The following is a 24,497-nucleotide window of genomic DNA, read 5'->3' as shown; positions in this document are numbered from 1 at the left end:
AATGCATGGCGTTCTGCGTGAGGAGGTTGCCCAAGCGACTGTGGAATACGCCATCGTCACGGTGGCGCTGTTATCGATCGTGCTGGCGATTGCGGGACTTTGGCGTGCTGGCACCGATGGGCGCTTGGCGGCGCTGGTCGAGCGGGCGGCGTCTCACGGCGTCACCTCGACATCGGTTGTCGACGCTGCTGCGGGTGCTAAGGACATCGCGCTGTATTGATATCGCGCGCGAGGACCGGGCGCAGTCTACGGTCGAGGCCGCTTTTTTGCTGCCGACGTTTCTGACGCTCATCCTTCTCGCACTGCAACCGGTGTGCCTGCTCTATACGCGCGCGGTCATGGAGTCTGCCGCCGCCGAGACCGCGCGGCTCATGACCACGACGACGGCGGAGGACGACGATCTTAAGGAGTTCACCCGCCGCCGGCTTGCCGCAGTGCCCAACGTTTCGATTTTTCATGCCGGCGGGCCGCTGTCGTGGGATATCGAGCTTGGCCGGGCCGGTGCGGGTGGCGTCTCGTCCGTGTCCGTTTCCGGCGAGGTCAAGCCGTTGCCCGTGATCGGTGCGTTTGCGCAGGCTATGGGTGGTACCGCCGAGGGCGGCTACGTTGAGCTCAAGGTCGATGTCTCGTATCAATCGCGTCCCGAATGGCTGGAGGGAGATTATGATTCGTGGATTGCTACATGGGATTAAGCGTTTCTGGTCTAGACGCGTTTTGACGCGCCGTCCGAGTTGCCATTGCAAGCGAGGTGGCTTTATGGGTCGAGCCGGTGTCGATCTGTTTATCGAAGACGGTGCCTATACCACGCTTTCTTCTGCCGTGGTCATCCTAGTGGTGCTCACATTGTTGTTTTCGTCGACCGCGGCGATATGGAGCATGTCGCGTGCCGGGGACACCCAGGTGGCGGCTGATAGCGGCGCGCTGGCGGGTGCCAACGTGGTGTCGTCCTATCACACGGCTGCCACGGTGGTTGATGCGAGTATCTTGAGTCTGGGGCTGGCGGGGTTTGCCACGATCGGGACGGGCCTGGTCGCCATCCTCATCCCGGGTGCCGAGCCGGTTGCCGGCAATATGGTCGACACCGGGATCGAGATCATTAAAACGCGCAACAAGTTTGCCAAAAGCGCATCGGAAGGCTTACAGAAAATCGAGACGGCTCTGCCGTATCTGATCGCCGCGCGTGCCACGCAGGCGGTGTCGGCGCAGGATACCGATAGTGTGACCTATACCGGTACGGCGCTTGCCGTGCCCAGGACATCCGAGTCGGACTTCGCTGCGATCAAAGGGTCAGAGATCTCGACCGATACCATTAAAGACACATCAGATGATTTAGAGCGTGCGGCCGAGGAGCTGCGGAAGGCTTCTGAGGACACGGCGAAGGCTAAAGAGCGTGCTTGGCTGGCGGATTGTGGTGGGTCTGACAAGGGCTCGGTCGGCAGCTGTTCTTGCATGTGGGAGCGCGCGAAAAGCCTAACGGATCTCTCCGGTGTTCAAAATCCGCATTACTCATCGAGCGTTACGTGGGAGCCTCAAGTTGCCCTTGATCGCGCGAAGGACTACTACCATTGGCGTCTGACAAATGAGAAGCCCCAGGGCTCGAGTGTCGAGATGAAGGCAGAGTCTGCGGCGCGTAAGGCGTTTTATACCTATGCGAACGCGGAGGTCGATCGGGCATATATAACCGAGAACGGAGACAGGGTTTCCTCCTATATTCCGCTGCTGCCGCGCAACTCTGATGAGGTTCGGGCGACGGAACTCTATACCGATGCGGTGTGGCCGACTAGCGTGAACGATGACAAGGCGTATCTGCATTACGGGACGACCTGCCCTAACTATAAGAAAGGGACGCCGAGCGGATTTGCTTCGGTTGCCGATTACGATGGACAGGATAAATGCAGCAAATGCCATTTTGGCGTTTTGTCGCTTGGTGCTGTTGCGGCGCCTTCAACCTCTATCGAAAACGGCTTCGAGTATCACTTTGACAAGTTTAAAGACGCCCTGGAGGACTACGTCGACTGTCGCAACAAGGAGCTCGAGCTCGAGCGTCAGACCGAGGACGAAGCCGACCGTGCGGGCAATGCGTTCGATACCGCCATCAAAGAACTTTCCGGTGAGCGCCCGCGTATCGCTCCGCCCGGTCGCAACGGCGTGGTTGCCTTTGCGGTTTCGGGTGCCATCTCGAGCTCCGATGAACTCAACTCTTCGTTTAACACGGCAGTCAGACTTGGCGATCGCGGTGCCATCTCTGCCGCGGTGCTGGCGCCCGATGGGGCGACGGCGCAAAACAACGTGCTTTCGCGATTTTTCTCGACATTGAAGGAACGCTCGGGCGGCGTTGCCGGCGTGCTCGACGGCGTCATGGATGTCTGGGGACGGCTGCTTGTGGGATACGGAGACATCCAAGGTTCGGCCGACGAACTTATGGACGAGATGATTAAAGGCCTAGGAGGGGGCAGCGGCGCGTTGGGCTCCATTGCATCGTGGCTCGGCGATACCGTTTCGGCGTCCGTGGCGGCGCTGGGTTTGGAACCGTGCGACTTGCGCCTGCGAAAGCCGGTGCTGACTGATTCCGCCAACGTCATTAAGAGCCCGGGGTCTGACATTGCTGGCCTCTCTCAAGCGCAAGACAAACTGCGAAGTATTCCGTTGGGCGTGACCGATCCCAAGGCGCTTTGCGAGGCGTTGGAATATCAAGTCGAACGCACCATCAGCGGTACGGTGTTCACGCTTGCGGAGATTCCTCTGCCCGGCGGCGGCTCCATCCCGCTCACCGTCGATGTCGCCACGCTGGTTGGCGCTCTGGGCGGTGGGTCGTAATGAGTATCCGCATGCGTCTGCGCGAGGAGCGCGCCCAAGCGACGGTGGAGATAGCAGTGGTTACGCCCGTTTTGCTGGTGCTGGCACTCATCGTATACAACGTCATGATCTATGCCAGCGCTGTCGCGCGCTTCGACCGCGTGGTGCCCGACATCGTGTTGGCGCACGCCGTGGCGCCGAGCGGGGAGGGCGACGAAAGCTCTGTCGATGCCTCGGCGACGGTCCGGACTCAAATTCTGAATGCCATGGAAGGCTATGACTTGCAGATCGAAGTGTCGAGCGAGCAAGGCGCGGAGGCATCGGATGGTGGCCTGCTCTCCCTATCCGGTACGTTTAGGACCTACACCTGCACCATGCACTATGAGCCGTGGCCGACTTCTCTCAGCATCGCTGGCGTTCCGCTGGGGGCGCCGACAACGTTGTCGCACGAGCGCGCGGTGACGGTCGATCCATGGCGTCCGGGGGTGGTCATGTGACCGCGGTCTCGTCCTACATCGCCTACGCGCGGGCACTCAATAGGCTGGGCTGGACGCCGGCCGAGTTTGCGGTGGCGGAGTCGTTTGCCGTGCGCCTGCGCGGCATGCTGGGACGGTGTCCGGTTGCCGCCAACGGTCTGCCGCTCGTCATGGCATTTCCACGCTGCTCTTCGGTCCATACGTGTTTTATGGCCTATCCCATCGATATCGCCTTTATCGATGCACGTGGCTATGTCCTCGTATGCTACGAAAACGTACGTCCCTGGCGTATGTGCTCCTGCCCCGGCGCCTGGGCCGTACTAGAGCGTCCTTCAATCATTGTTTCGACCCCTGCTCTCCAACGCGTGCCGGCTTAAGAATTGGCGACAGCGGACTTTCGTCATACGAAATTGGGTAAGATGGAGGAGAAGATGCATGGATGTTGAGATCCATCCCAACGCTAAAAAGCACCTGACGGAAAAGCAGGTGCTTAGCGCTTGGCTTGCGGTTACTGAGTGCATTCGTCGCGAGGCGAAGGACGAGCCGCCGAGATGGCTTGCGATTGGATGGCTCCCAGACGGACGAAGCGTGGAGCTTGTCGCGGTCGAGCTTGTCCGTGGGGGCTTATCATTCATGCCTTGTCTCCAGTCCAGAAGAAATTTTGGCAGGAGATTGAACGGGCTCGGCAAAGGGGTCGATGATGGGCAAGACGTATACGGCCGCTAATGGTCAGGTTGTAACGGATGAAATGATTGACGCGTGGTGCGAGTCGTACGAGCGCGGAGAGTTTCCGGATGGCGAACACACCGTTGGTGGGATCGTGCATGGACGGCCCCCACTCTCAGGTGAGGGGACGGCAACGCTGTCGGTCAAGATTCCTCTGGGAATGAAGGAGGCCATTCGTCGACGGGCGGCTGCCGAGGGGATGACGCCAAGTGAGTTTGCCCGTGCGGCTCTGAGCGAAAAACTTCTTGCTGCCGGCTGATGCCTCTGACGTGCCGATTTAAAGAACCGAGGCTGTGCTCAAAAACTTTTTTGAAATTCTCGGTTGACCGGAACGCGTCCTTGGTTATACTAATCAAGCCTTGAAACAAGGCACACCTCAAATGGCTGGGTAGCTCAGTTGGTAGAGCAGAGGACTGAAAATCCTCGTGTCAGGGGTTCGATTCCCTTCCCCGCCACCTTGAATTGACTAGGACCTCTGCAAAGGGGTCCTTTTCTTTTATATGGACCCTGCACGGAATCGAACCCCGTGAGGGCGCGGAGCTGAGGAAACGCGCAAGCGTTTGCCAGCGTAGCTCGCAAGGCGCGTAAGCGCCGCAGCGGTCCGTCCGCGCAGCGCGCGGACGCGATTCCCTTCCCCGCCACCTTGAATTGACTAGGACCTCTGCAAAGGGGTCCTTTTCTTTTATGTAGGGTTCTGCGGAAACTGCGTCCCAGAATAAGGGCTCAGAACGGGACACACTTTCCGGTGCCTGCCTCCGGCGCGCGTACACACCTCGTCGCACCATTCCGAGTCCGTCTGCTCCCAGACATTCCTCCCACTTTCGCGTCACTTTGCAGACCGTTCGGTCGCCTGTCCGCACACGCGGGTATACTCAAAACGATACTTATCCTACGCAATACGATGCGGGTTCGACCTGCATGATCCGAAGGGGGCAGTGATGGAGAGGATACTCGGCGTTAATCTCTCTGGCTGGTTTATTCCCGAGCCTTGGGTGACCCCGTCGCTGTACGCGGCGACCGGTGCATCCAACGCGGCTGAGCTACAGGAGGCCATGGGTACCGCCGCCTATAACGAGCGCATGCGCCGCCATTACGAGACGTTTGTGAGCGAGGACGATTTTCGCCGCATGGCGCAGATCGGTCTCAATGCCGTGCGTCTGCCGGTGCCCTGGTATGCCTTTGGCTCACAGGAGTCCGATGCCTCCTACATATCGGTTGTCGATTACATCGACCGCGCAATTGAGTGGGCTGCCAAGTACGACATCCGCGTGCTGCTCGATCTGGCAACCGTGCCCGGTGGCCAGGGCGATTCCAACGATTCGCCCACCACGCCGGAGGCTGTTGCCGAGTGGCATTCGTCCACCAACGGCCGTCATGTCGCACTCGACGTGCTCGAGCGCTTGGCCGATCGCTATGGCGAGGCCGAGAGCCTGCTGGGCATTGAGCTGCTGGACACGCCGCAGATGAGCGTTCGCAAGAGCCTCTTCACCATGACGGATGGCATTCCTGCTCACTACCTGCGCAATTTCTATCGCGATGCCTACGAGCTCGTCCGTTCGTATATGCCCGAGGATAAGATCGTCGTCTTCTCGTCGTCGGGGCATCCCAGCGAGTGGAAGCATTTTATGCGCGGCGCCAAGTACAAGAACGTCTACATGGACCTTCACCTGTACCATTACCGCGACGAGTATGCGCTCGACATCACGAGCCCTCGCGGGCTGACGACGGCGATTTCGCGTAACAAGCGCGAGCTTAAAGAAGCGATTTCGACTGGGTTCCCCGTGCTGGTGGGCGAATGGTCGGGCGCGGCGATCTTTGCCAACTCGTCGGTTACGCCCGAGGGCCGCAATGCCTACGAGCGCGTGTTTATCGCCAACCAGCTGGCTTCGTTTGCGCCGGCTGCCGGTTGGTTCTTCCAAACGTGGAAGACCGAGAAGCGCATTGCAGCATGGGACGCCCGCGCGGCGCTCGGTACGCTCGAGCGCGGCATGATTGAATAGGTTGATATGACGCAAAACAGCGCCCATACGGGCAAACTCTATGTGGTCGGCACGCCCATCGGCAACCTGGGCGACCTGTCCCCGCGCGTTGGTGAGGCCTTTGCCGCTGCTGATGCCATCTGCTGCGAAGACACGCGTGTGACGTCAAAGCTACTGATGCACCTGGGCATTTCCAAGCCGCTTGTCCGTTGCGACGAGAATGTGATCGCCAGCCGCGCCGCCGGCCTGGTCGACCGTCTGCTGGCGGGGGAGACCCTCGCTTTTGCCTCGGACGCCGGCATGCCGAGCGTGTCCGATCCCGGCCAGGCGCTGGTCGAGGCGGCGCGTGAGGCCGATGTGCCCGTCGAAGTTATTCCCGGGCCCTCTGCTTGCGTCACGGCGCTTGTTTCGTCCGGCATTCCCTGCGAGCATTTTTTCTTCGAGGGCTTTTTGGGCCGAAAGCACGGCGACCGTGTGCGCCGTTTGCAGCGCCTTGCCGTGGTGCCCGGCGCACTCATCTTCTACGAGTCTCCACATCGCATCGTGGCGACGCTCGAGGCCGTGGCGGAGGTCTTTCCCCAGCGTGAGGTTGCCGTCTGCCGCGAACTCACCAAGCTGCACGAGGAGGTCTTGCGCGGGCCCGCTGACCAGCTTGCCGAGGAGCTACGTGCTCGCGGCGAGGTAAAGGGCGAGATTGCGCTGGTCATCGCGCCACCGAGCGAGGATGAGGAGGCCGGTATCGTGCCGGTCGGCGCCACGGCAGCGGATCCCGACGAGGCCCTGCGCGAGGATATCCGCGCCGCGCTCGAGGAGGGGGAGCCCGCGTCTGCGGTGGCCAAGCGCCTGTCTCAGAAGTATTCGCGCCGCAAGCGCGATGTCTATGCCATGGTGCTCGATATGCAATAGATGGAGGATATCCAGCCCTTGCGCTAGAATCATCCCCTGTATGCAACGTTTTTCTGGAGGACAAACCCCATGGATCAAAGCAAGCCTTCGTTCTTTATCACGACGCCCATCTACTACGTCAACGCCGATCCGCACCTGGGCACGGCTTATTCCACCATCATCGCCGACGTTCAGGCTCGCTATCGCCGCTCCGCCGGCTATAACGTCAAGTTCCTGACCGGCATGGACGAGCACGGCGAGAAGGTCGCCGAGGCCGCAGCCAAGCATGGTATGACGCCGCAGGAGTGGACCGACAGCCAGGCCCCGCACTTCAAGGAGCTTTGGAGCAAGCTCGAGATTTCCAACGACGACTTCATCCGCACCACCGAGCCGCGCCAGCATCATGCCGTGCAGTACCTGTGGGAGCGCATGAAGGAGTCCGGTTACCTGTATAAGGGCAGCTACGACGGCTGGTATTGCGTGCCTGACGAGACCTACTTCACCGATACGCAGGTCCAGAAGGGCGACGAGGAGTACGGCAGCGTCGGCCAGCACCTGTGCCCCGACTGCCACCGTCCGCTTGAGCGCGTGCAGGAGGAGTCCTACTTCTTTAAGCTTTCCGCCTTCCAGGACAAGCTGCTCAAGCTCTATGACGAGCATCCCGACTTTGTCGAGCCTGCGTTCCGCATGAACGAGGTGCGCAGCTTTGTCGAGGGCGGCCTTAACGACCTTTCCGTGAGCCGCACGAGCTTTGACTGGGGCATTCAGGTCCCGTTTGACGAGGGCCACGTGACCTACGTGTGGTTCGATGCGCTGCTCAACTATATGACGGCCGTCGGCTACGGTGTCGATACCGACGAGGCGCGTGCCGAGCTGGCCTATCGCTGGCCCGCGCAGTTCCACATCGTGGGTAAGGACATCATCCGCTTCCACTGCGTCATTTGGCCCGCCATGCTCATGGCCATCGGCGAGGCCCTGCCCGAGCACGTTTTTGCCCACGGCTTCCTGACCGTGCGCAATGCCGAGACCGGCAAGGCCGAGAAGATGTCCAAGAGCCGCGGCAACGCTATCGCTCCGCAGGACGTTATCGACATGCTGGGCGTCGAGGGCTATCGCTACTACTTTATGACCGACGTCGTCCCCGGCACCGACGGCGCCATCAGCTTCGATCGCATGGAGCAGGTCTACAACGCCGACCTGGCCAACAGCTGGGGCAACCTCATCTCGCGTTCGCTCAACATGAGCGGCAAGTACTTTGACGGCTGCGCGCCCGCCAAGCCCGCATCGTTCGATGCGTTCGACAACCCGCTGGCAAAGATCGCCGACGGCCTGGTCGAGCGCTACATGGCCAAGATGGACGTGCTCGATTACGGCGGAGCCAAGGACGAGGTCATGGAGCTCATCCACGCCGCCAACCACTACATCGAGGACTCCGAGCCTTGGGCACTTGCCAAGGACGAGGCCAAGGCTGACGAGCTGGCGTTTGTGATCTACAACCTGCTCGAGGCCATCCGCATTGCCGCTCACCTGCTGATGCCGCTCATGCCTCAGACCTCTGCCGAGGCCCTGCGCCGCCTGTCCTGTGAGGGCGAGGCCGCGAGCGACGACCTCAAGGGCATTTGCACTTGGGGCCTGCTTGCCGGCGGTCAGCCCGTCGAGAAGGGCGATCCGCTGTTCCCGCGTCTGGCGTAGAGACCGCGCGAGCGCCATATCGGCAATTTGCTGTTTAGCTGTAAGGGCATGGCCGCCACGGTCCATGCCCTTTTGTTTCAAGACGCCGCCATCATGCTAAGGAGGCAACCATGACAACTTCGCCTTTGGCAAACCCCACGGCCACCAGGGAGCTGCTGGAGGAGTTTGGCCTTGCGACCAAGCATCGCCTGGGCCAGAACTTTCTAATCGACAATCATGTGATCGAACGTATCTGCGAGCTTGCCGAGCTTGCAGGTGACGAGCGCGTACTCGAGGTGGGTCCAGGTTGCGGTACGTTGACACTTGCGTTGCTGCAGGAAGCGGCGTGCGTTACGTCCATTGAGGCCGATTCCGAGCTTGAGCCGGTGCTCGATGCCCACGCCGCCGACTATGCCAACTTCCGCTTTATCATGGGCGACGCGCTCAAGGTGGGCCCGGGGCAGATTGAGCAGGCTGCGGGCGGTGAGCCGACGGTATTTGTCGCGAACTTGCCCTATAACGTGGCGGCGACGATCATTTTGCAATTTTTCCAGACGATGCCGGCGCTCAAGCGCGCCGTCGTCATGGTGCAAAAGGAGGTTGCCGATCGCATTGCCGCAGTGCCGGGCAACAAGACCTATGGCGGCTATACGGCAAAGCTTGGCCTGTATGCGCAGGTAACGGGTCGCTTTGAGGTGCCGCCGCGTTGCTTTATGCCGGCGCCACACGTGGACTCGGCCGTCGTGCGTATCGACCGTGTTGACGGTGTGGTGCCCGAAGGACTCGATCGCGAATTTGTGGCCCGCGTGATTGACGCTGCATTTGCTCAGCGTCGCAAGACCATCCGCAATTCCATGAGCGCCAACGGCTTTGCCAAGGACGTGCTCGATGCCGCCTTTGAGGCTTGCGGTATCGCACCCACCACGCGCGCCGAGACGCTCGGCGTCGCCGACTTTGTGTGCCTGGCTCGGGAGCTTTCCCATGACGCTTAATGCCGAACGCGTGACGTTTACCAAGAAAAAGAAGACGGTTGCTTGTCCCGTGCCCTTGGCACCGCTTGCCGACACACATGCGCATCTGCTTTCGTTCTGGGGCAAGGATGTGCCCGAGACACTCGTGCGTGCCAAGGCGGCAGGCATCGACCTGTTGGTGACGGTCTTCGACCCCATCGCCGACAAGCGCAGCGTGACGGACTATAGCGACTGGCTGACGCGCGAAATTCTGCCGATGCAGGATATCCCGCAGATCAAGTATCTTGCCGGCGTGCATCCGTATGGCGCGCCGGACTATACCGACGACATTCACGCGCAGGTTGTTGCTGCGCTTGATGACCCTTTGTGCGCCGGTATTGGCGAAATCGGTCTGGACTACCACATGGATTACGACGACGACATCACGCCGGCGCCCCACAGCGTGCAGATTGATTGCATGGCACGTCAGCTCGAAGTCGCCGTGCGCTGCAATGTGCCGGTGGAGTTGCACCTGCGGCACGAGGACTCGGATGGGGAGCGCACCTCGCATATGGATGCGTACAACGTGCTTCGTGAGGTGGGCGTGCCCCAGGCCGGTTGTGTGCTGCACTGTTTTGGCGAGGACCGCGCCACGATGGAGCGCTTTGTGGAGCTGGGCTGCTATATCGCCTATGGTGGTGCGGCTACCTTTAAGCGCAACGACGACGTGCGCGAGGCATTTGCGGCAACCCCACTCGATCGAATTTTGTTCGAGACGGATTGCCCGTATATGGCTCCGGAGCCCATCCGCGGTCTTGAATGCGAGCCCGCAATGATCTCCATTACGGCAAACGCGCTGGTTAACGACCGTGTCGATCGCACTGGTGAGGACGCCGAAACAATCGCGCATGCCGCTTGGGAAAATGCCTGCAAACTTTTTCAAAAATAGTTCTTGCGTTCGCGGTGGCGCTCCGTTATTCTAATTCCTGCACGCGGGCGTGGCGGAATTGGCAGACGCGTACGGTTCAGGTCCGTATGGGGGCAACCCCATGAAGGTTCAAGTCCTTTCGCCCGCACCATTAAATGAAAGAGCTCCCAGCAATGGGAGCTTTTTTGTTATGTGCTCATCGCAGGGACTTGAACCTGTGAAGGAGCGAGCGTCTAGAAAACGCGGAGCGTTTTTAGCGAGCTGGCGAGTCCGCCGGCAGGCGGGCGAAGCCGGTGCGGATCCGCGAAGCGGATACGCGGACGTCCTTTCGCCCGCACCATGGATTGAAAGAGCTCCCAGCAATGGGAGCTTTTTTGTTATGCACGATCTCCTTGGACGGGTATCCTAATGCCAACGTGTGCCTATCAGAGGAGAGACCATGCTGTTTTCCGGTATCATCGCCGCCCTTACCAGCCTTTTGATTCCCATCATCATCCTGTTGTTGCTGCTCCCCAACGCCTGCTACGTCGTTGAGCAGCAGCACGCTGTGATCATCGAGCGCTTGGGTAAGTTCAATCGTATCGTCAACGCGGGCTTCCACGTGAAGGTGCCCGTGATTGACCGCAAGGCCGCCACGGTGAGTCTGCGCACCATGAAAAATGGTTTTGGCATCGACGTTAAGACCCAGGACAACGTGACCATTGGCCTTGAGGTCTCCGCTCAGTACCACGTGAGCTATGACATGGGCGCCGGCCCGGCAGATTCGGGCATCTACAAGAGCTACTACATGCTGCAGGAGCCCGTCGACCAGATGCGCGACTTCATCACCGACGCCCTGCGCTCCTCCATCCCCGTCTACACGCTCGATGAGGTCTTTGCCAAGAAGGATGACATCGCCAAGGATGTCAACGCTACCGTTTCCGAGCAGATGGCCGCCTACGGCTTCACCCTCGTGTCGACGCTCATCACCAAAATCGCACTGCCGACCGAGGTTGAGAACTCCATGAACGACATCAACGCCGCCCAGCGCAAGCGCGCTGCGGCACAGGAGCTCGCCGAGGCAGACCGCATCAAGCGCGTCACCGAGGCGACCGCCGAGGCCGAGGCAATGGAAAAGGCGGGCGAGGGCATCGCCAACCAGCGCAAGGCCATCGCACTGGGTATCAAAGATTCGCTCGAGATCATCCAGGAGACGGGTGTCGGCAATGACGAGGCCAACCAACTGTTCATGTTTACGCAGTGGTCTGAGATGATGACGGAGTTCGCTCGCACGGGTAAAACCTCGACGGTCGTGCTGCCGAGCGACTTTTCGCAGTCGGCCTCGATGTTCGAGCAGATGCTGGCCGCCGGCAAAGTTCAAAACGATTCGAAGGAGTAGACGCGCGTGAAATACACCGTCGTTTGCGTCGGTAAGCTCAAGGAGCGCTTTTGGAAGGACGCGTGCGCTGAGTACACCAAGCGCCTAGGTGCCTATGCCAAGGTGGATATCCGCGAGGTGGCCGATATCGACCCGGCTAAGGCGGGCGGCGTGGATGCCGCGCGCGACAAGGAGGGGGCGGCGATTCTTGCCGCCTTGCCATCTCGAGCGCATGTGATCCTGCTGGCTATCGAGGGCAAGGAGCGCTCGAGCGAGGAGTTTTCGGCGAGGCTCGACGATCTTATGCTGCGAGGCAGCAGCGACATTGCCTTTGTAATCGGCGGTTCGGACGGCGTGAGCGATGACGTGCGCGCACGAGCCGACGAGATGCTCAGCTTTGGACGCATTACCTTGCCGCATAACCTGGCGCGTGTGGTGCTGCTGGAGCAGATTTACCGTGCCTGCAAGATCAGTCGTGGCGAGCCGTATCACAAATAGGTCGGCAATACGAAACAATGGCGTGGGACAATACCTTTCGTTTTGAGGAATGTGTCTGAAAGGACTATGAGATATGAAGATTGGATTTGTCGGTTTTGGCAATATGGCGAGCGCTATGGCCGATGGCTGGATCGCTGCCGGTGTAGCTGCGAGCGACATGTGCGCCTGCGCGGGTCGCTACGACGCGCTGGTTGAGCGCTGCGAGGCGCGCGGCATGGTCGCCTGCCACGATGCCGCCGAGGTTGTCGCCGCATCCGATATCGTGGTCGCTGCGGTCAAACCGTACATGATCGAGAAGGTATTCGCCCCGCTCAAGGATGCTCTTGCCAAAAAGGTCGTTCTGTCGGTTGCCTGGACCTGGGACAGTGCCAAGTGGGAGCAGGTCCTGCCGGGCGTCGCGCATATCTCGACGGTGCCCAACACGCCGGTTTCGGTAGGCGAGGGCGTCATCGCCTGCGAGAAGGCTTCGACGCTTAACGACGAGCAGCGTGCTGTGGTGCTCGACCTGCTCGGTAAGCTTGGCGCTGTCGTCGAGCTCGACACAAGCCTGCTGTTTGTGGGCGGCACGGTGGGTGGTTGCGCTCCGGCATTTGTCGCTATGGCAATCGAGGCCCTGGGCGATGCAGCGGTCAAGCACGGTATCCCGCGTGCTGATGCCTATCGCATTGTGAGCCAGATGGTGCTGGGTACGGCAAAGCTGCAGCTCGCAACCGGTCAGCATCCCGCAGCGATGAAGGATGCCGTGTGCTCGCCCGGCGGTGCCACCATCAAGGGCGTCGTCGCGCTCGAGGACGCCGGCATGCGCAGCGCCCTGGTCAAGGCAATCGACGCAACCCTCCAGTAAAACCTGCTATTTAGGGACAGGTTTATGTTGGCAGGTTTTTCCTGCGGTTTTGTCCTTTTAGCGAAAAGCGCCCCGCAACTGGCTCAATTCCAGTTGCGGGGCACTTGCGTTTGCCCAGATAAAACCGACCAAAATAAACCTGTCCCTTTTTGGCAGGTTAGTCCCAGAAGCTGTCTTCTTCGTCCTCGGACTTGGGGCCGCGGTCGACATACATCTTATGGGTGCGCTTCTCCATTACAAAGGCAATAATCGCAAACAGCAGGATGCCGCCGGCGAAAAGGATGGCAAAACCGGTGCGGGTGCCAAACAAAAAGGAAAAAACTGCGTCCATTGGGTGCCTTCTTGCGTAGTTGAGTTGGGTCGTAAACGCTCATAAGTATATACTTGCCCATACATGTACAAGGTTGCAACCTAAATGGAATGTATATCGCCGGAGGATCTAATGCTTGATATCAAGTTTGTTCGCGAGAACCCCGATGCCATCGATGTCGCCATGGCTAACCGCCAGACGTCTTGGGATCGCGAGAAGTTCTTTGAGCTCGACGACGAGCGTCGTGCCGTCATCACCGAGGTCGAGGAACTTCAAGCCACGCGCAATGCCGAGTCCAAGAAGATCGGCGCCCTGATGAAGGAGGGCAAGAAGGACGAGGCCGAGGCCGCCAAAGAGGCCGTGCGCGCCGTCAACGAGAAGATTGACGGTCTGGCCGAGCGCCGCACCGCCCTCGAGCAGGAGCAGTACGACTTCATGGCTCACCTGCCCAACATTCCTTGCGAGGCCACGCCGTACGGCAAGGACGAGGACGAGAACATCGAGCGCCGTCGTTGGGGCACCCCGCGCGAGTTCGACTTTGACTTTAAGCCGCACTGGGATCTGGGCACCGACCTCGACATCCTCGACTTCGAGCGCGGCAACAAGCTCTCCGGCAGCCGCTTCACCGTTCTCGGTGGCGCCGGCGCCCGCCTGGAGCGCGCCCTTATCAACTTCTTCCTGGATACGCACACGAGCCGTGGCTTCAAGGAGTGGTGGCCGCCCATCGTCGTCAAGCGTCAGACCATGTTCGGCACGGGTCAGCTGCCCAAGTTCGAGGACGACGCCTATCACGTCTCGGGCGACAACTTCCTGATCCCCACCGCCGAGGTCGTGCTCACCAACCTGCACGCCGGTGAGGTCCTCGACGCCGATACCCTGCCGCGCCGCTACACCGCCTTCACCCCCTGCTTCCGTGAGGAGGCCGGTTCCGCTGGTCGCGACACCCGCGGCATCATTCGCCAGCACGAGTTCGACAAGGTCGAGATGGTCAAGTTTGCCAAGCCGGAGGAGTCCGACGAGGAGCTCGAGAGTATGACCGCCGAGGCCGAGTTCCTGCTGCAGCAGCTGGGTCTTCCGTATCGCGTGATTAGCCTGTGCACCGGCGACCTGGGCTTCTCTGCCCGTCAGACCTACGACGTCGAGGTCTGGCTGCCGAGCTACAACGCCTACAAGGAGATCAGCTCCTGCTCCAACTGCGGTGACTTCCAGGCCCGTCGCGCCAACATCAAGTATCGCGACCCCGAGAACTTCAAGGGTTCGCGCTATCTGCACACCCTCAACGGTTCCGGTCTGCCGGCTGGCCGTACCATGGCAGCCATTCTGGAGAACTACCAGAACGCTGACGGCACCATCACGATCCCCGAGGTTCTGCGTCCCTACATGGGCGGCCTCGAGAAGATCGAGCCGGTCGCGTAGATTGGCTGCATAAGCGATTTGCTAGGGCACTCCTTTTTGGGGTGCCCTTTTTGTGTGCGGCCATACCATGCTGTGCGGACAGCTCAATAGAAAACACACGAACAACTGTTCTGTATACAGCCATCTACCTGCTATGCTTTTGCTAAATAAGAGCGAGAGAAAGGGGACGCGATGGAGCTGTTTGATGATCGGGTGGTTTTGTTTGAGAGCGACGAGGGCGGGGAGTACCTGCTTGTGACGTGTGAGCCGTCTGGCATGGGTGGCCTGGTGGTTCGACAGACGAGCGAGGGTCCGTTGACCCAATGGTGCTACGAGGAGTCGACGCATGTGGTTGAGACGTTTGTGGCGCACGAGGGGCTTGTGGCCCTGGAGCATTTCTATGGGGTCCGGACATCTAACCAGGTTGCTCGCATGTTGAGTATCTCGTTTGCCGATTATGATTGTGCCCAGCGGGTGAGATCGCTCCTGAGGGAACTTGATGCTAAGTTTGACGTGATCGAAAAGCCAATCGATCGTACGGGGAACGACGGTATATGCGGAGCAGCATGACAAAACTGCGTTTCACAAAAAAGTTTGAGATTGTGCTTGACTCCAATAAGCTAAAGTGGTTTTATATGTCTTGCGCTGCGGCGTTACCTCAGCTGGATAGAGGGTCTGACTACGAATCAGAACGTCATAGGTTCGAATCCTATACGCCGCACCAATTGAAATTGAAAGCCTCCGGCAACGGGGGCTTTTCTTTTAGGCGGACGATGCATGGATTCGAACCTCGGTCGAGGCACGAGCGTGAAGCGGACGCGGAGCGTCCGTAGCGAGCGGGCGAGCACGCCGGCAGGCGGGCGAAGCCGATGCGGATCCGCGAAGCGGATGCGCGGAATCCTATACGCCGCACCAATTGAAATTGAAAGCCTCCGGCAACGGGGGCTTTTCTTTTATGGCAACACCGCATGGATTCGAACCTCGGTCGAGGCACGAACAACTTAATTATCACTCCGTAAAATTTTTTCTAATTGTCGCTTGACCCATCGGGGGCTCGCGTGCATAATAATCCGTGCGTTGCGGCGTTACCTCAGCTGGATAGAGGGTCTGACTACGAATCAGAACGTCATAGGTTCGAATCCTATACGCCGCACCAACTGAACTTTAAAGCCTCCGGTAACGGAGGCTTTTCTTATATGTCGACATACTTGAGGAGTTGCTTTCGCCGTGTTTGAAAGTATCGATTCGATCGACTGCATCAAATGAGTAAAAATCAAATTCGATAACTTTTTTTGAAAAAATGCTTGACCATTATTCAGTCCATGTGCATAATAATCAACAAGTCGCGGCGTTACCTCAGCTGGATAGAGGGTCTGACTACGAATCAGAACGTCATAGGTTCGAATCCTATACGCCGCACCATTTGAGATTAAAGCTCCCGGCAACGGGGGCTTTTCTTTTACGTAAACACCGCATGGATTCGAACCTCGGTCGAGGCGCGGGCGTAAAGAAAACGCGGAGCGTTTTTAGCCCGCGGGCGAGCGCGCCGGCAGGCGGGCGAAGCCGGTGCGGATCCGCGCAGCGGATGCGCGGAATCCTATACGCCGCACCATTTGAGATTAAAGCTCCCGGCAACGGGGGCTTTTCTTTTACGTAAGCACTGCATGGATTCGAACCTCGGTCGAGGCGCGGGCGTAAAGCGGACTATTTCTTATTGACTCGTGTAAGATTCCGAGTAGGTGTCGCGGCCCATCCGCGACCGCTCCTTCTCTAGACGACCGATCAGGGTGATATTTCGTGGCAGAGCGTCCGACATACAAGCTCAGGTTTCTCGATCCCAAGAAGCGCTTTCCGGCGATGCCCGAGCAGCCTGCGGGACGCTCATATGGCGTGGTCTGGAAACTCTTTGGCGAGGATCAGCATGAATCTTGTTATGTCGTCGAGTTCGTTGGCAAAAGTCATGTGTCGCTTTTGGGCTACGTAAGCGTTTCGGGTGAGGTGTACAAGGTGGACCGCCCCGTCAGCGAGGCTCCGCTGCCCAACGATCCCGACATGGAACTGGTCCTTGACGAGTCGGATTCCAGTATTGGTGAGATTATGGTAAGGGAAGCCAACGGTGCAATGCGCGCGTGTGCGCAAACTGTCGGCTCTCCCGAAGGCCCCATGCGCGAGCAGTCCGACCACGAGACATGGAATTCAGCCCGCTCCCTTCCTTACGGCGAGTTCATGGCATCGATGTTCCTGCGCTACGTGATATTCGCTGACTCCGAAAATGCCATTGCGAGCACGGCGGACGCCGGCGGACTCGACGAGGGTATGCAAAATGTTATCGACAAGATCAAGCTCGTAAAGTTGCCCGAGCCGGTCGAGGTGTTTTTGGGCTTTAACACGGCACCGCTCCCTGATGCTATCGAGACGCTGCTTTACCGCGTTGACCATGCCGAGAATCCGAGCGGTATCGAGCGCTATGCCGCTGCCCTTATGAGTGAAATTGACTTGCCCCGCCTGCGCACCATCGCTGCCAAGTCCGAGATGAGCCTGGCTCGCATTGATCGTTCAAAGCTTTTCTATCTCAATTTTGATCGTAGCCTGCTGGACCAGGACGAGATTGACATGCTGCTTGCCATCGAGTGCCGTCTCAACCGCCTCTCCGGCATCCTTGAGCGCATCGGGGCTGGATTGGCCCCCGCGGCATCCTCGCCGAGCCTTGAGGGCTGTGCACTCTTTGATTCGTGGCATATCGCTAAGACGACCAACGATGTTCCCCGACTGCTCGATACGGCCTCGAGCGATAACCCGTGGGCCAAACCGGGAACGGTTTCGTGCCAGCCGGGCGGTGAGTGGGATGTGCGTACCCGCTTCGCGCGTATTGTCGAGGCGCTTAACGTGGTCACAAGGCTCGACTATACCTATCGGGCAAACGTTGCCGAGGGGATTATGCTCGTTCGGTTTGGGCAGTCTGTTGTGGACGCCATGCCGCAACGTGAATACGATGCTCAAGATGTCGCCTGGCGCGAGCTGGACGAGGACACGCGCACGATCTGGGCCGCGGAGCACGATGCGCGCGTGGCAATCACGCTTGCGGCAGCGTGTTTTGCCGCGGGCACCTGCATCACGCGCTGCTACGTGCAGATTGCGGCTCCCGACGGCGAGCAGGGCGAGCGCGTTGTTAAAACGTACTCCTTTGGCCGTGCGGCTTATCTGGCCGATTGCGTTTCTGTCGCCAAGGATCTTGAGAGCATGGATATGGACGACATGCCCTGCAAGCATTTGCTCGAGGCATATGAGGCGGATGCACCGGACATGATTGAGCCTGCAGGGGTTCACGCCCGACCACGCGATGACCATCGTCCATTGCCGCCTGCGCTTCGCGATTTACTGCTCGCTGATACGGCTGACGAGCTTGAGGTCATGGAAGAGGACAACGATCCGTATGTCGCCCGCGTCGTCGAGCTGCGCGAGCAATCCAAAGTTGACCGAGCCGGTGCTTTCGAGGGCTTTTCTCGCCTTGTCGAGGAGCTGGAAGCCAAGTGTGCTGTAGCTGAGCTTTTGGCGACGGGCCCGGTGCAGACCCAGTTCTGCGACAACCAGCTGGTGCGCATGGTGCTACCGGTGTTGGAAGAAGACCGCTCTGTGCGAATCCTTCGTGCGCCCGATGCGCTGTACTTTGCCCAGCACGAGATCTGCAGCTTTTACGCCGAGCAAGAGGACTTTGAACGAGCACTGCCCGAGGTGCGCCATCTTTACGATCTGGCGCGCTCGTCCATGCAATCGCACTTTGCGCTCATCAACGTGCTTGCGCGTCTGGAGCGCTTTGACGAGATTATCGAGGTAGCGCGCCACGGCCTACGTATTGCCAGCGATCGTTCTGCAATCGGCTACCTGTTCTATCGCTTGGCGTTTGCCTATTGGAATTGCGATCAGCTCGACCTGGCGCTGGCTTGTTACCGTCTGGTGCCGCGCGGCGAGGAGTCGGGCAGCAGCGCGCTGGAAGAAATGCAGGGCCTTATGAACGAGATGGGCGTCAGCGAGCCTCCGACGTTCGAGGAAGCGGTCGAGACCATCCGCAAGGCTGGACTCGAGCTGCCGCCAGTGTCCGCCGTGACGAATCAGCTTGCAGATGCCGCTGTGCAACTGGTCGACAACGGCTTCTTTTTCTTGGCACGCGGTTGCATCTTCCAAATGTGGCGCACCATGGGCAACGACGAGCTCGGCTCCCTCAACCGCTCGCTGGGGTAGGGGCGGTATAGAAGGCCGGGCCACACGCTTAACCCGCCGCTTGTTCAGCACAGTGAACAAGTGGAAGGATTGCTGGCAACGGCGGTACTGGCATCATCTGCGTAAAGATAAGGTATAACGAATTAAGATACGAATTACCATGTCGAGCAAGTAGCTGACAAATTGAATGAAGATGCTCGTATCAGCTCAGATGAGAAGATCCGACAGGGCCGGTGGGACTAAAGCGACTCAGTCTGCTAAACCTGTTAAACTCTGCTAAAGTTGCTAAACTTTGTTAAAGTTGTTAAAACTAGCAGAGGAGGGGCGAATGCCGAAAGCTATGAATCCCTTTAAGCCAACGGCGGGCATGAATCCGCCTGAGCTTATCGGACGCGATGCTGTTTTGGATGACTTTGCCGAGGCTCTTGAGAATGGTCCCGGTGCCCCCGATCGACTTATGCGCATCTCTGGCGTCCGCGGCACAGGAAAAACGGTGCTCCTCAACGCGTTGGGCGATCTTGCGCGCAAAAAAGGATTCGAGGTTGTTGATGTCGCCTCAAATACCGGCTTCTGCAATAGAATCCTCGAGGCTCTACAGCGAAATGTTCGTCTTGAGTCAATGTCGATTTCCCCATCGATTCTAGGAGTCAGCCTTGGCTCCGTTGAGGTATCGAAGTCGGCATCTCATCTGGGCGAGGCGATGTACGATGCCGCGAAGCGCGGAGGCCTGCTCATTACGCTCGACGAGATTCAGGATGCCTCAACTGAGGAAATGCGCGAGCTGGGCAATGAGATGCAGCTTTTGATTCGCCAGGGGGCGAATGTCGCTTTTGCATTCGCTGGCTTGCCAACATCGGTGGATGGCGTGGTGGTTGATGATACCCTTATGTTCCTTCAGCGGGCAAAACATATCGAACTTACTCGTCTCTCCGATTTTGAAGTCGGCGGATCGTTTGAGGATACAATGAGACGAGCGGGCAAGGAGCTCGATGAAGACGCCGCTGAGCTATTAACAAAGGCGTCAGCAGGCTATCCCTTTATGGTCCAGTTGGTCGGATATTACGCTTGGCAGGCTGCTGCGCGCAGCGGGGCGGAGAGCGTGAACGAAGGGTCCGCGCGTACGGGTATCCAAGCAGCTCTTGATAGCTTTAATGCTATGGTGATTGCCCCGGCGCTGCGCAGGGTTTCAGAACGACAGTTTCAGTATCTCGCGGCAATGGCTCAATGCGAGGGCGATGAGATTGCCAACGGTGATATCGCCAAAAAGATGGGGCTGCCGGCGAACAAGGTCGGCTCGTATCGTAAACGTCTCATCGATGCGGGGTTGATTGAGCCTGCGGGCTATGGCTGTGTTTCGTTTGCAATTCCGTATATGCGCGACTATTTGTTGGAGGCGGTGCGGGAAAGGTAAAAATGGAATCGCTCCAAATTCCCTCTTGCCCAACTTCGGCTGTTTGGTTACTATAGAACGGCTGTTACGGAGAGCTGACCGAGAGGCCGAAGGTGCTCGCCTGCTAAGCGAGTATGCCCCAAAAGGGCATCTGGGGTTCGAATCCCCAGCTCTCCGCCAGTAAGACTTTAAAGAAGGGTTCCGAAAGGGACCCTTTTTTAGTTGAACCACGTTAGCTGGGGATTCGAACCCGAGAGGGCACGGGCGTTAAGCAAACGCGAAAGCGTTTGTAGCCCGTGGGCGAAAAGCCGCCAGGCTTTGAAGCCGGAGGGCATGCGTAGCATGCCCGGACATCCCCAGCTCTCCGCCAGTGCGAATTTGAAGAAGGGTCCCATTTGGGGCCCTTTTTTGTGTGGAGAAAGGAGGCTGGGGATTCGAACCCTCAAAAAATGAGGCGCCCCGTTGGACGCCTCATTTGGTTCGATGTGATATCGCTTTGGCCCTACACCTCAGGAGCCTTGGCTACGGTCTCGCTCTCGGCTGTGAGCGGGCGGTTGTCGATACGGCGGCCCAGGCGGTCGAGCTTCACGAGTAGCCATTCAATGGGATTCGGCCCTGCCCCTTCCTCGTCGGCAACCAGGTCCATGACGGCGATCTTGATGCCGTCCTGCTTGAGCGTAATGCTGCCCACCTTGTCGCCCACATGCACCGTGCCCGAAAGATCGTCGTAGCTAACCTTTTCGGTCACCTCGCCGGCAAGGGAAAACACGGTCGCTTGCGCCGTAGGATCGGCGAGTGTGGCGTCGATCGTCTTATCAGTCCAGTCGGTTTGACCGATGCGCGCCATAAGCGGGTTGCCGTTGGCGGTCTTTTCCTGCGTGTTGGCGATTGCGACCGTCACCTTGTGACCGTAGTACCAATTGGCAAGGGTTGCGGTATCGGTAAAGCGCTGGTCGGTGGTGGTGGAGTTCAAAACGACGGTGTAGATCTCGTCGCCATCGCGGTTGTAGGCACCCGTAAAGCAATAGCCTGCATCATCGGTGGTGCCGGTCTTGCCACCGATGTTGCCATCTTGGCCTAGCAAATAGTTATGCGTGTCCATGGAATGCGAATGGTCGGTGCCGTCGGCGCCCGTGACCTCGATCCAGGAATCTTCGCTCGCTACGACCTCGCGGATCGTGTCGTTTTTCATGGCCTCCTGCATCATCAGCGCTACGTCGTGTGCGGTTGAGTGCATATCGCCAGCCCACTCATCAAAGTCCAGACCATGCGGGTTTTCAAAAAGCGTGCCGGTGCAACCGAGCTTCTTAGCGCGCTCGTTCATGGCTTTCACAAATGTTGCCTCGGCGTCTGTGGTCTTAGGGTCGATCTTCTTGCCCACATATTCGGCGAGCACGATGGCGGCGTCGTTGCCCGAGGGAATCATCAGGCCGCGCAGCGCCTGCTCCACGGTAAGCTCGTCGCCTTCGAGCAAGCCGGCTGTTGAATTGCCCACGGTGGCTGCGGCGTTGCTCACCGTGACCTTCTCGTCTATCTTGCAATTCTCGACGGTTAGGATTGCGGTCATGACCTTGGTGATCGAGGCGATTTTGACCTGCTCATCGGCGCCGCGCCCATAGTAGACGGTGCCGTCTTTGCCCATGACGAGGGCATTGGTCGCATCGATATCGGGCAGGTTTTCGGCCGTGATGCCGCGCTCATCGGCGGTTTTGCCGCAGACATTGTCGGTCGTGAGCACTTGGGCGCCGGCGACGGTGGGCACGCCAGCGGTAAGGGCGATAGCGCAGACAAAGCCGGCGGCAAGCTGGGCTGAGCGCTTTGCAAAAGAGGTGAGGGACTTCACAGATTTCGCTTTCGACGGGATGGTCTCTTCTGGAACTAGAGTATATCGTTTGCCGGCATCGGCGATCATCGCGTGCGTGCGTGGCCCACATCCGCGCCCGAACGGACACATTGGTGCTTAAGGTCGACTTAATCGCCCGCGCTTGTTGTGTGTGGCACGCGCCGCCTCGGGCATAATGGAGCGCGAGAGGAGCACGCATGAACGAGCGCATTTTGGTAGTTGATGACGAGAAAGCCATCGCCGACCTGGTTGGTATCTACCTTACAAAAGAGGGCTTTGATGTCCGGATTGCCTACAGCGGGGCCGATGCGGCCAAGGCGATTCTGGAGCAGGAGTTTGATCTGGCGCTGCTGGATGTCATGCTGCCTGATATCGACGGCTTTGAGCTGTTGCGTACGATCCGTTCCAGCCATACCTATCCCGTGATCATGCTGACGGCGCGCGATGCCCAGCAAGACAAGATCGAGGGCCTTTCGCTTGGCGCGGACGATTACGTGGTCAAGCCGTTCCGTCCGCTTGAGCTCATCGCGCGCGTGCATGCTCAGCTTCGCCGCTACACCAGCTACGGTAGCCGCGCGCAGGTGGCCGAGTCGCCGATCATCCAGCTCGACGGCCTGGAGATCAACCGCGATGCTCGTTCCGTAATGGTGGACGGTGCGCCGGTGCGCCTCACGCCCATCGAGTATTCCATCTTGCTGTATCTGGTCGAGCATCGCGGCAGCGTGGTAGCCGTGGAGGACCTGTTCCGCGCGGTGTGGAATGAGGATTTTATGCCCGGCTCCAACAATACGGTGATGGTGCACATTCGCCACCTGCGCGAAAAGATCGGTGACGACGCTCAAAAGCCGCGCTTTATCAAAAACGTCTGGGGCGTCGGCTACATAATCGAATAACGCCTTTGATGGCGGGGGAGTAGATATGACAAAAGACGATAGGCGGGCATTCGAGGTACCCGATCGACTCTTTGAATACGTAAGGGCGGTCGTTGACAACCGTGCGTTAGCGACGGTGCTGCTCTTTTTGCTGAGTCTGCTGCTCATCGGCATTGACAATATCGTTGGCATCCTGGCAGTTCTACTCATTGGCTTTTTGCTGATTGATCGATTCGAAATCGTTCGCCGCTGTGTGGTGATCGGCGGCGCCGCGTGGACAATTACGTTGGCGATCGGGTCCATGGCGCTTGGCGGTATTGGCGAGCCCGTATTCTTTGACGCCGGCTTTGTGTTCAACATGCTTGGATTTGTGCTGGCGCTTGCCGTGTGCGTCCTGTTCTTCTGCGGACGCGCCCTGTACTACCAGGGTTACGAGCAGGGCGAGCTGCACGCCGACCGCGTGATTGCCGCCCGCATTCAGGACCGTCTGATCGATAACCCCGACACATGGGACAACATTGACGGCGACTTCCTCGAGGTCGAGGGCGCGCTCAACCGGGCGCGCGATTGCGAGCGTAGGGTTCAACAAGCCCTGCGTGACGAATCCCACCGCAAAGATGACCTGGTGACGTACCTGGCGCACGACCTGCGCACGCCGCTCGCCAGCGTGGTGGGCTACCTTTCGCTCTTGCAGGAGGCCCCCGATTTGCCGCTTGAGCAGCGCACACGTTTTACGGGCGTGGCGCTCGACAAGGCGCACCGGCTCGATGCGCTCATCGAAGAGTTCTTCGATATCACGCGCTTTGACTTCCACGATATCGTGCTCACGCGCGGCTATGTTGATCTGGGGTTGCTGCTGGCTCAGGTGGCTGACGAGTTCTATCCCATCCTCAACGAGCAGCATAAGGAAGCCCAAGTTGATATTCGCGAGGACCTGACGGTGCTCGTGGATGGCGACAAGATGGCCCGCGTGTTCAACAACATCATGAAAAACGCCGTCGCCTATAGCTATGAGGGCTCGACTATCACGATTGAGGCCAGGCGCCAAGACGATGGCGGCGTGCGCGTGCGCTTTATCAATCAGGGCGATCCTATCCCTGCGGCTAAGCTCAAGGTGATCTTTGAGAAGTTCTATCGCCTGGATGCGGCGCGTGCGACCAATCGCGGTGGTGCCGGTTTGGGCCTTGCTATTGCCAAGGAGATCATCGCGGCACACGGCGGTACCGTTGCATGTGAATCGACGCCCGAACACACGATATTCACCATCGAGCTGCCCGCCGCATAGCTAGCGTGCCCTTACAAACACTTGACAATGTGCTCACGTGCGTATGAGCCGCGATTCCTACTATCGATACTGCT

Annotated in this window: 23 protein-coding genes and 6 tRNA genes; 27 read left to right on the top strand and 2 right to left on the bottom strand. The window is 58.9% G+C overall.

All coding sequences use genetic code 11. The features are described 5' to 3' along the window. The first annotated feature begins 1 nt into the window (after window position 1). The 17 genes from DW211_RS10075 (at window position 2) to proC (ending at window position 13,110) form a co-directional block, all read left to right on the top strand. Entirely contained in the window at window positions 2-220 is a 219-nt protein-coding gene (locus DW211_RS10075) for a hypothetical protein (RefSeq protein WP_158555276.1), read from the top strand. Continuing rightward, on the top strand, window positions 195-692 hold the full coding sequence (locus DW211_RS00380; protein ID WP_233504138.1) for a TadE/TadG family type IV pilus assembly protein: 498 nt from the start codon (window positions 195-197) through the stop codon (window positions 690-692). Before DW211_RS10075 ends, DW211_RS00380 begins: the two co-directional genes overlap by 26 nt. 64 nt (window positions 693-756) lie before the next feature. Further along, window positions 757-2,817: a hypothetical protein gene (locus DW211_RS00375; RefSeq protein WP_117736229.1), complete on the top strand. Its 2,061-nt coding sequence runs from the start codon at window positions 757-759 to the stop codon at window positions 2,815-2,817. Continuing rightward, complete coding sequence (locus tag DW211_RS00370; RefSeq protein WP_117563701.1) at window positions 2,817-3,293, top strand: TadE/TadG family type IV pilus assembly protein; 477 nt, start codon at window positions 2,817-2,819, stop codon at window positions 3,291-3,293. Before DW211_RS00375 ends, DW211_RS00370 begins: the two co-directional genes overlap by 1 nt. Next, window positions 3,290-3,649: a DUF192 domain-containing protein gene (locus tag DW211_RS00365; RefSeq protein WP_226790440.1), complete on the top strand. Its 360-nt coding sequence runs from the start codon at window positions 3,290-3,292 to the stop codon at window positions 3,647-3,649. The genes DW211_RS00370 and DW211_RS00365 overlap by 4 nt, the downstream gene beginning before the upstream one ends. 58 nt (window positions 3,650-3,707) lie before the next feature. Next, window positions 3,708-3,998 carry a hypothetical protein gene (locus tag DW211_RS00360; protein ID WP_118258572.1) on the top strand — a complete coding sequence of 97 codons (291 nt, stop codon included), beginning with the start codon at window positions 3,708-3,710 and terminating at the stop codon, window positions 3,996-3,998. Next, window positions 3,973-4,257, top strand: a complete 285-nt coding sequence (locus DW211_RS00355) for a ribbon-helix-helix domain-containing protein (protein ID WP_035137167.1) — start codon at window positions 3,973-3,975, stop codon at window positions 4,255-4,257. The genes DW211_RS00360 and DW211_RS00355 overlap by 26 nt, the downstream gene beginning before the upstream one ends. Before the next feature lie 123 nt (window positions 4,258-4,380). Next, window positions 4,381-4,453 (top strand) — tRNA-Phe (locus tag DW211_RS00350). Window positions 4,454-4,936: 483 nt separating this feature from the next. Beyond that, window positions 4,937-5,998, top strand: a complete 1,062-nt coding sequence (locus tag DW211_RS00345; RefSeq protein ID WP_055309641.1) for a glycoside hydrolase family 5 protein — start codon at window positions 4,937-4,939, stop codon at window positions 5,996-5,998. Between the two features lie 6 nt (window positions 5,999-6,004). Continuing rightward, a complete protein-coding gene (gene rsmI, locus DW211_RS00340) occupies window positions 6,005-6,883 on the top strand; it encodes a 16S rRNA (cytidine(1402)-2'-O)-methyltransferase (protein WP_117583812.1) in 879 nt (292 codons plus the stop codon). 69 nt (window positions 6,884-6,952) lie between these two features. Beyond that, on the top strand, window positions 6,953-8,554 hold the full coding sequence (metG, locus tag DW211_RS00335; protein WP_118066114.1) for a methionine--tRNA ligase: 1,602 nt from the start codon (window positions 6,953-6,955) through the stop codon (window positions 8,552-8,554). 110 nt (window positions 8,555-8,664) lie between these two features. After that, the gene (rsmA, locus tag DW211_RS00330; RefSeq protein WP_118258570.1) at window positions 8,665-9,525 is read left to right on the top strand and encodes a 16S rRNA (adenine(1518)-N(6)/adenine(1519)-N(6))-dimethyltransferase RsmA; all 861 of its coding nucleotides are present in this window, start codon (window positions 8,665-8,667) and stop codon (window positions 9,523-9,525) included. Further along, on the top strand, window positions 9,515-10,432 hold the full coding sequence (locus tag DW211_RS00325) for a TatD family hydrolase (RefSeq protein WP_118258568.1): 918 nt from the start codon (window positions 9,515-9,517) through the stop codon (window positions 10,430-10,432). Before rsmA ends, DW211_RS00325 begins: the two co-directional genes overlap by 11 nt. A 43-nt stretch (window positions 10,433-10,475) precedes the next feature. Beyond that, window positions 10,476-10,562, top strand: a tRNA-Leu gene (locus DW211_RS00320). A gap of 288 nt (window positions 10,563-10,850) precedes the next feature. After that, window positions 10,851-11,789, top strand: coding sequence for an SPFH domain-containing protein (locus DW211_RS00315; protein WP_055250521.1), 939 nt, complete (start codon window positions 10,851-10,853; stop codon window positions 11,787-11,789). A gap of 6 nt (window positions 11,790-11,795) precedes the next feature. Continuing rightward, window positions 11,796-12,266 carry a 23S rRNA (pseudouridine(1915)-N(3))-methyltransferase RlmH gene (gene rlmH, locus DW211_RS00310; RefSeq protein ID WP_117563694.1) on the top strand — a complete coding sequence of 157 codons (471 nt, stop codon included), beginning with the start codon at window positions 11,796-11,798 and terminating at the stop codon, window positions 12,264-12,266. A gap of 73 nt (window positions 12,267-12,339) precedes the next feature. After that, window positions 12,340-13,110 (top strand): pyrroline-5-carboxylate reductase, encoded by a 771-nt coding sequence (gene proC, locus DW211_RS00305; RefSeq protein WP_089572672.1) that lies wholly within the window; start codon window positions 12,340-12,342, stop codon window positions 13,108-13,110. A 157-nt stretch (window positions 13,111-13,267) separates the two neighbouring features. On the opposite strand, the gene DW211_RS10170 is transcribed toward proC, so the two are convergent. Next, window positions 13,268-13,441, bottom strand: a complete 174-nt coding sequence (locus DW211_RS10170) for a DUF6724 family protein (RefSeq protein WP_168170424.1) — start codon at window positions 13,439-13,441, stop codon at window positions 13,268-13,270. A 111-nt stretch (window positions 13,442-13,552) separates the two neighbouring features. On the opposite strand from DW211_RS10170, the gene serS reads away from it, so the two are divergent. The 8 genes from serS to DW211_RS00265 all read left to right on the top strand — a co-directional run bounded on the left by serS (window position 13,553) and on the right by DW211_RS00265 (window position 20,603). Continuing rightward, window positions 13,553-14,836, top strand: a complete 1,284-nt coding sequence (serS, locus tag DW211_RS00300; RefSeq protein WP_117637377.1) for a serine--tRNA ligase — start codon at window positions 13,553-13,555, stop codon at window positions 14,834-14,836. 171 nt (window positions 14,837-15,007) lie between these two features. Then, on the top strand, window positions 15,008-15,385 hold the full coding sequence (locus tag DW211_RS00295) for a hypothetical protein (RefSeq protein WP_118258567.1): 378 nt from the start codon (window positions 15,008-15,010) through the stop codon (window positions 15,383-15,385). Window positions 15,386-15,462: 77 nt separating this feature from the next. After that, window positions 15,463-15,539 (top strand) — tRNA-Arg (locus tag DW211_RS00290). 355 nt (window positions 15,540-15,894) lie between these two features. Next, a tRNA-Arg gene (locus DW211_RS00285) sits at window positions 15,895-15,971 on the top strand. Window positions 15,972-16,160: 189 nt separating this feature from the next. After that, window positions 16,161-16,237, top strand: a tRNA-Arg gene (locus DW211_RS00280). Between the two features lie 375 nt (window positions 16,238-16,612). Continuing rightward, window positions 16,613-19,054, top strand: coding sequence for a lipopolysaccharide assembly protein LapB (locus tag DW211_RS00275; protein ID WP_118258565.1), 2,442 nt, complete (start codon window positions 16,613-16,615; stop codon window positions 19,052-19,054). 307 nt (window positions 19,055-19,361) lie between these two features. Continuing rightward, window positions 19,362-20,444: an AAA family ATPase gene (locus tag DW211_RS00270; RefSeq protein WP_233540903.1), complete on the top strand. Its 1,083-nt coding sequence runs from the start codon at window positions 19,362-19,364 to the stop codon at window positions 20,442-20,444. A gap of 68 nt (window positions 20,445-20,512) precedes the next feature. After that, window positions 20,513-20,603: transfer RNA gene (locus tag DW211_RS00265), tRNA-Ser, on the top strand. 322 nt (window positions 20,604-20,925) lie between these two features. Here the strand turns inward: DW211_RS00265 and DW211_RS00260 are convergent. Further along, window positions 20,926-22,266, bottom strand: coding sequence for a D-alanyl-D-alanine carboxypeptidase family protein (locus tag DW211_RS00260; RefSeq protein ID WP_158568454.1), 1,341 nt, complete (start codon window positions 22,264-22,266; stop codon window positions 20,926-20,928). 197 nt (window positions 22,267-22,463) lie between these two features. On the opposite strand from DW211_RS00260, the gene DW211_RS00255 reads away from it, so the two are divergent. Further along, entirely contained in the window at window positions 22,464-23,159 is a 696-nt protein-coding gene (locus DW211_RS00255; RefSeq protein ID WP_118258562.1) for a response regulator transcription factor, read from the top strand. 25 nt (window positions 23,160-23,184) lie between these two features. Continuing rightward, on the top strand, window positions 23,185-24,423 hold the full coding sequence (locus tag DW211_RS00250) for a sensor histidine kinase KdpD (RefSeq protein ID WP_117816966.1): 1,239 nt from the start codon (window positions 23,185-23,187) through the stop codon (window positions 24,421-24,423). The last annotated feature ends 74 nt before the right edge of the window (window positions 24,424-24,497 follow it).

The sequence above is a fragment of the Collinsella sp. AM18-10 genome (genome assembly GCF_003471585.1).
In the GTDB taxonomy this organism is placed as follows: domain Bacteria; phylum Actinomycetota; class Coriobacteriia; order Coriobacteriales; family Coriobacteriaceae; genus Collinsella.
This window is presented reverse-complemented; position numbering and strand designations above follow the sequence as displayed.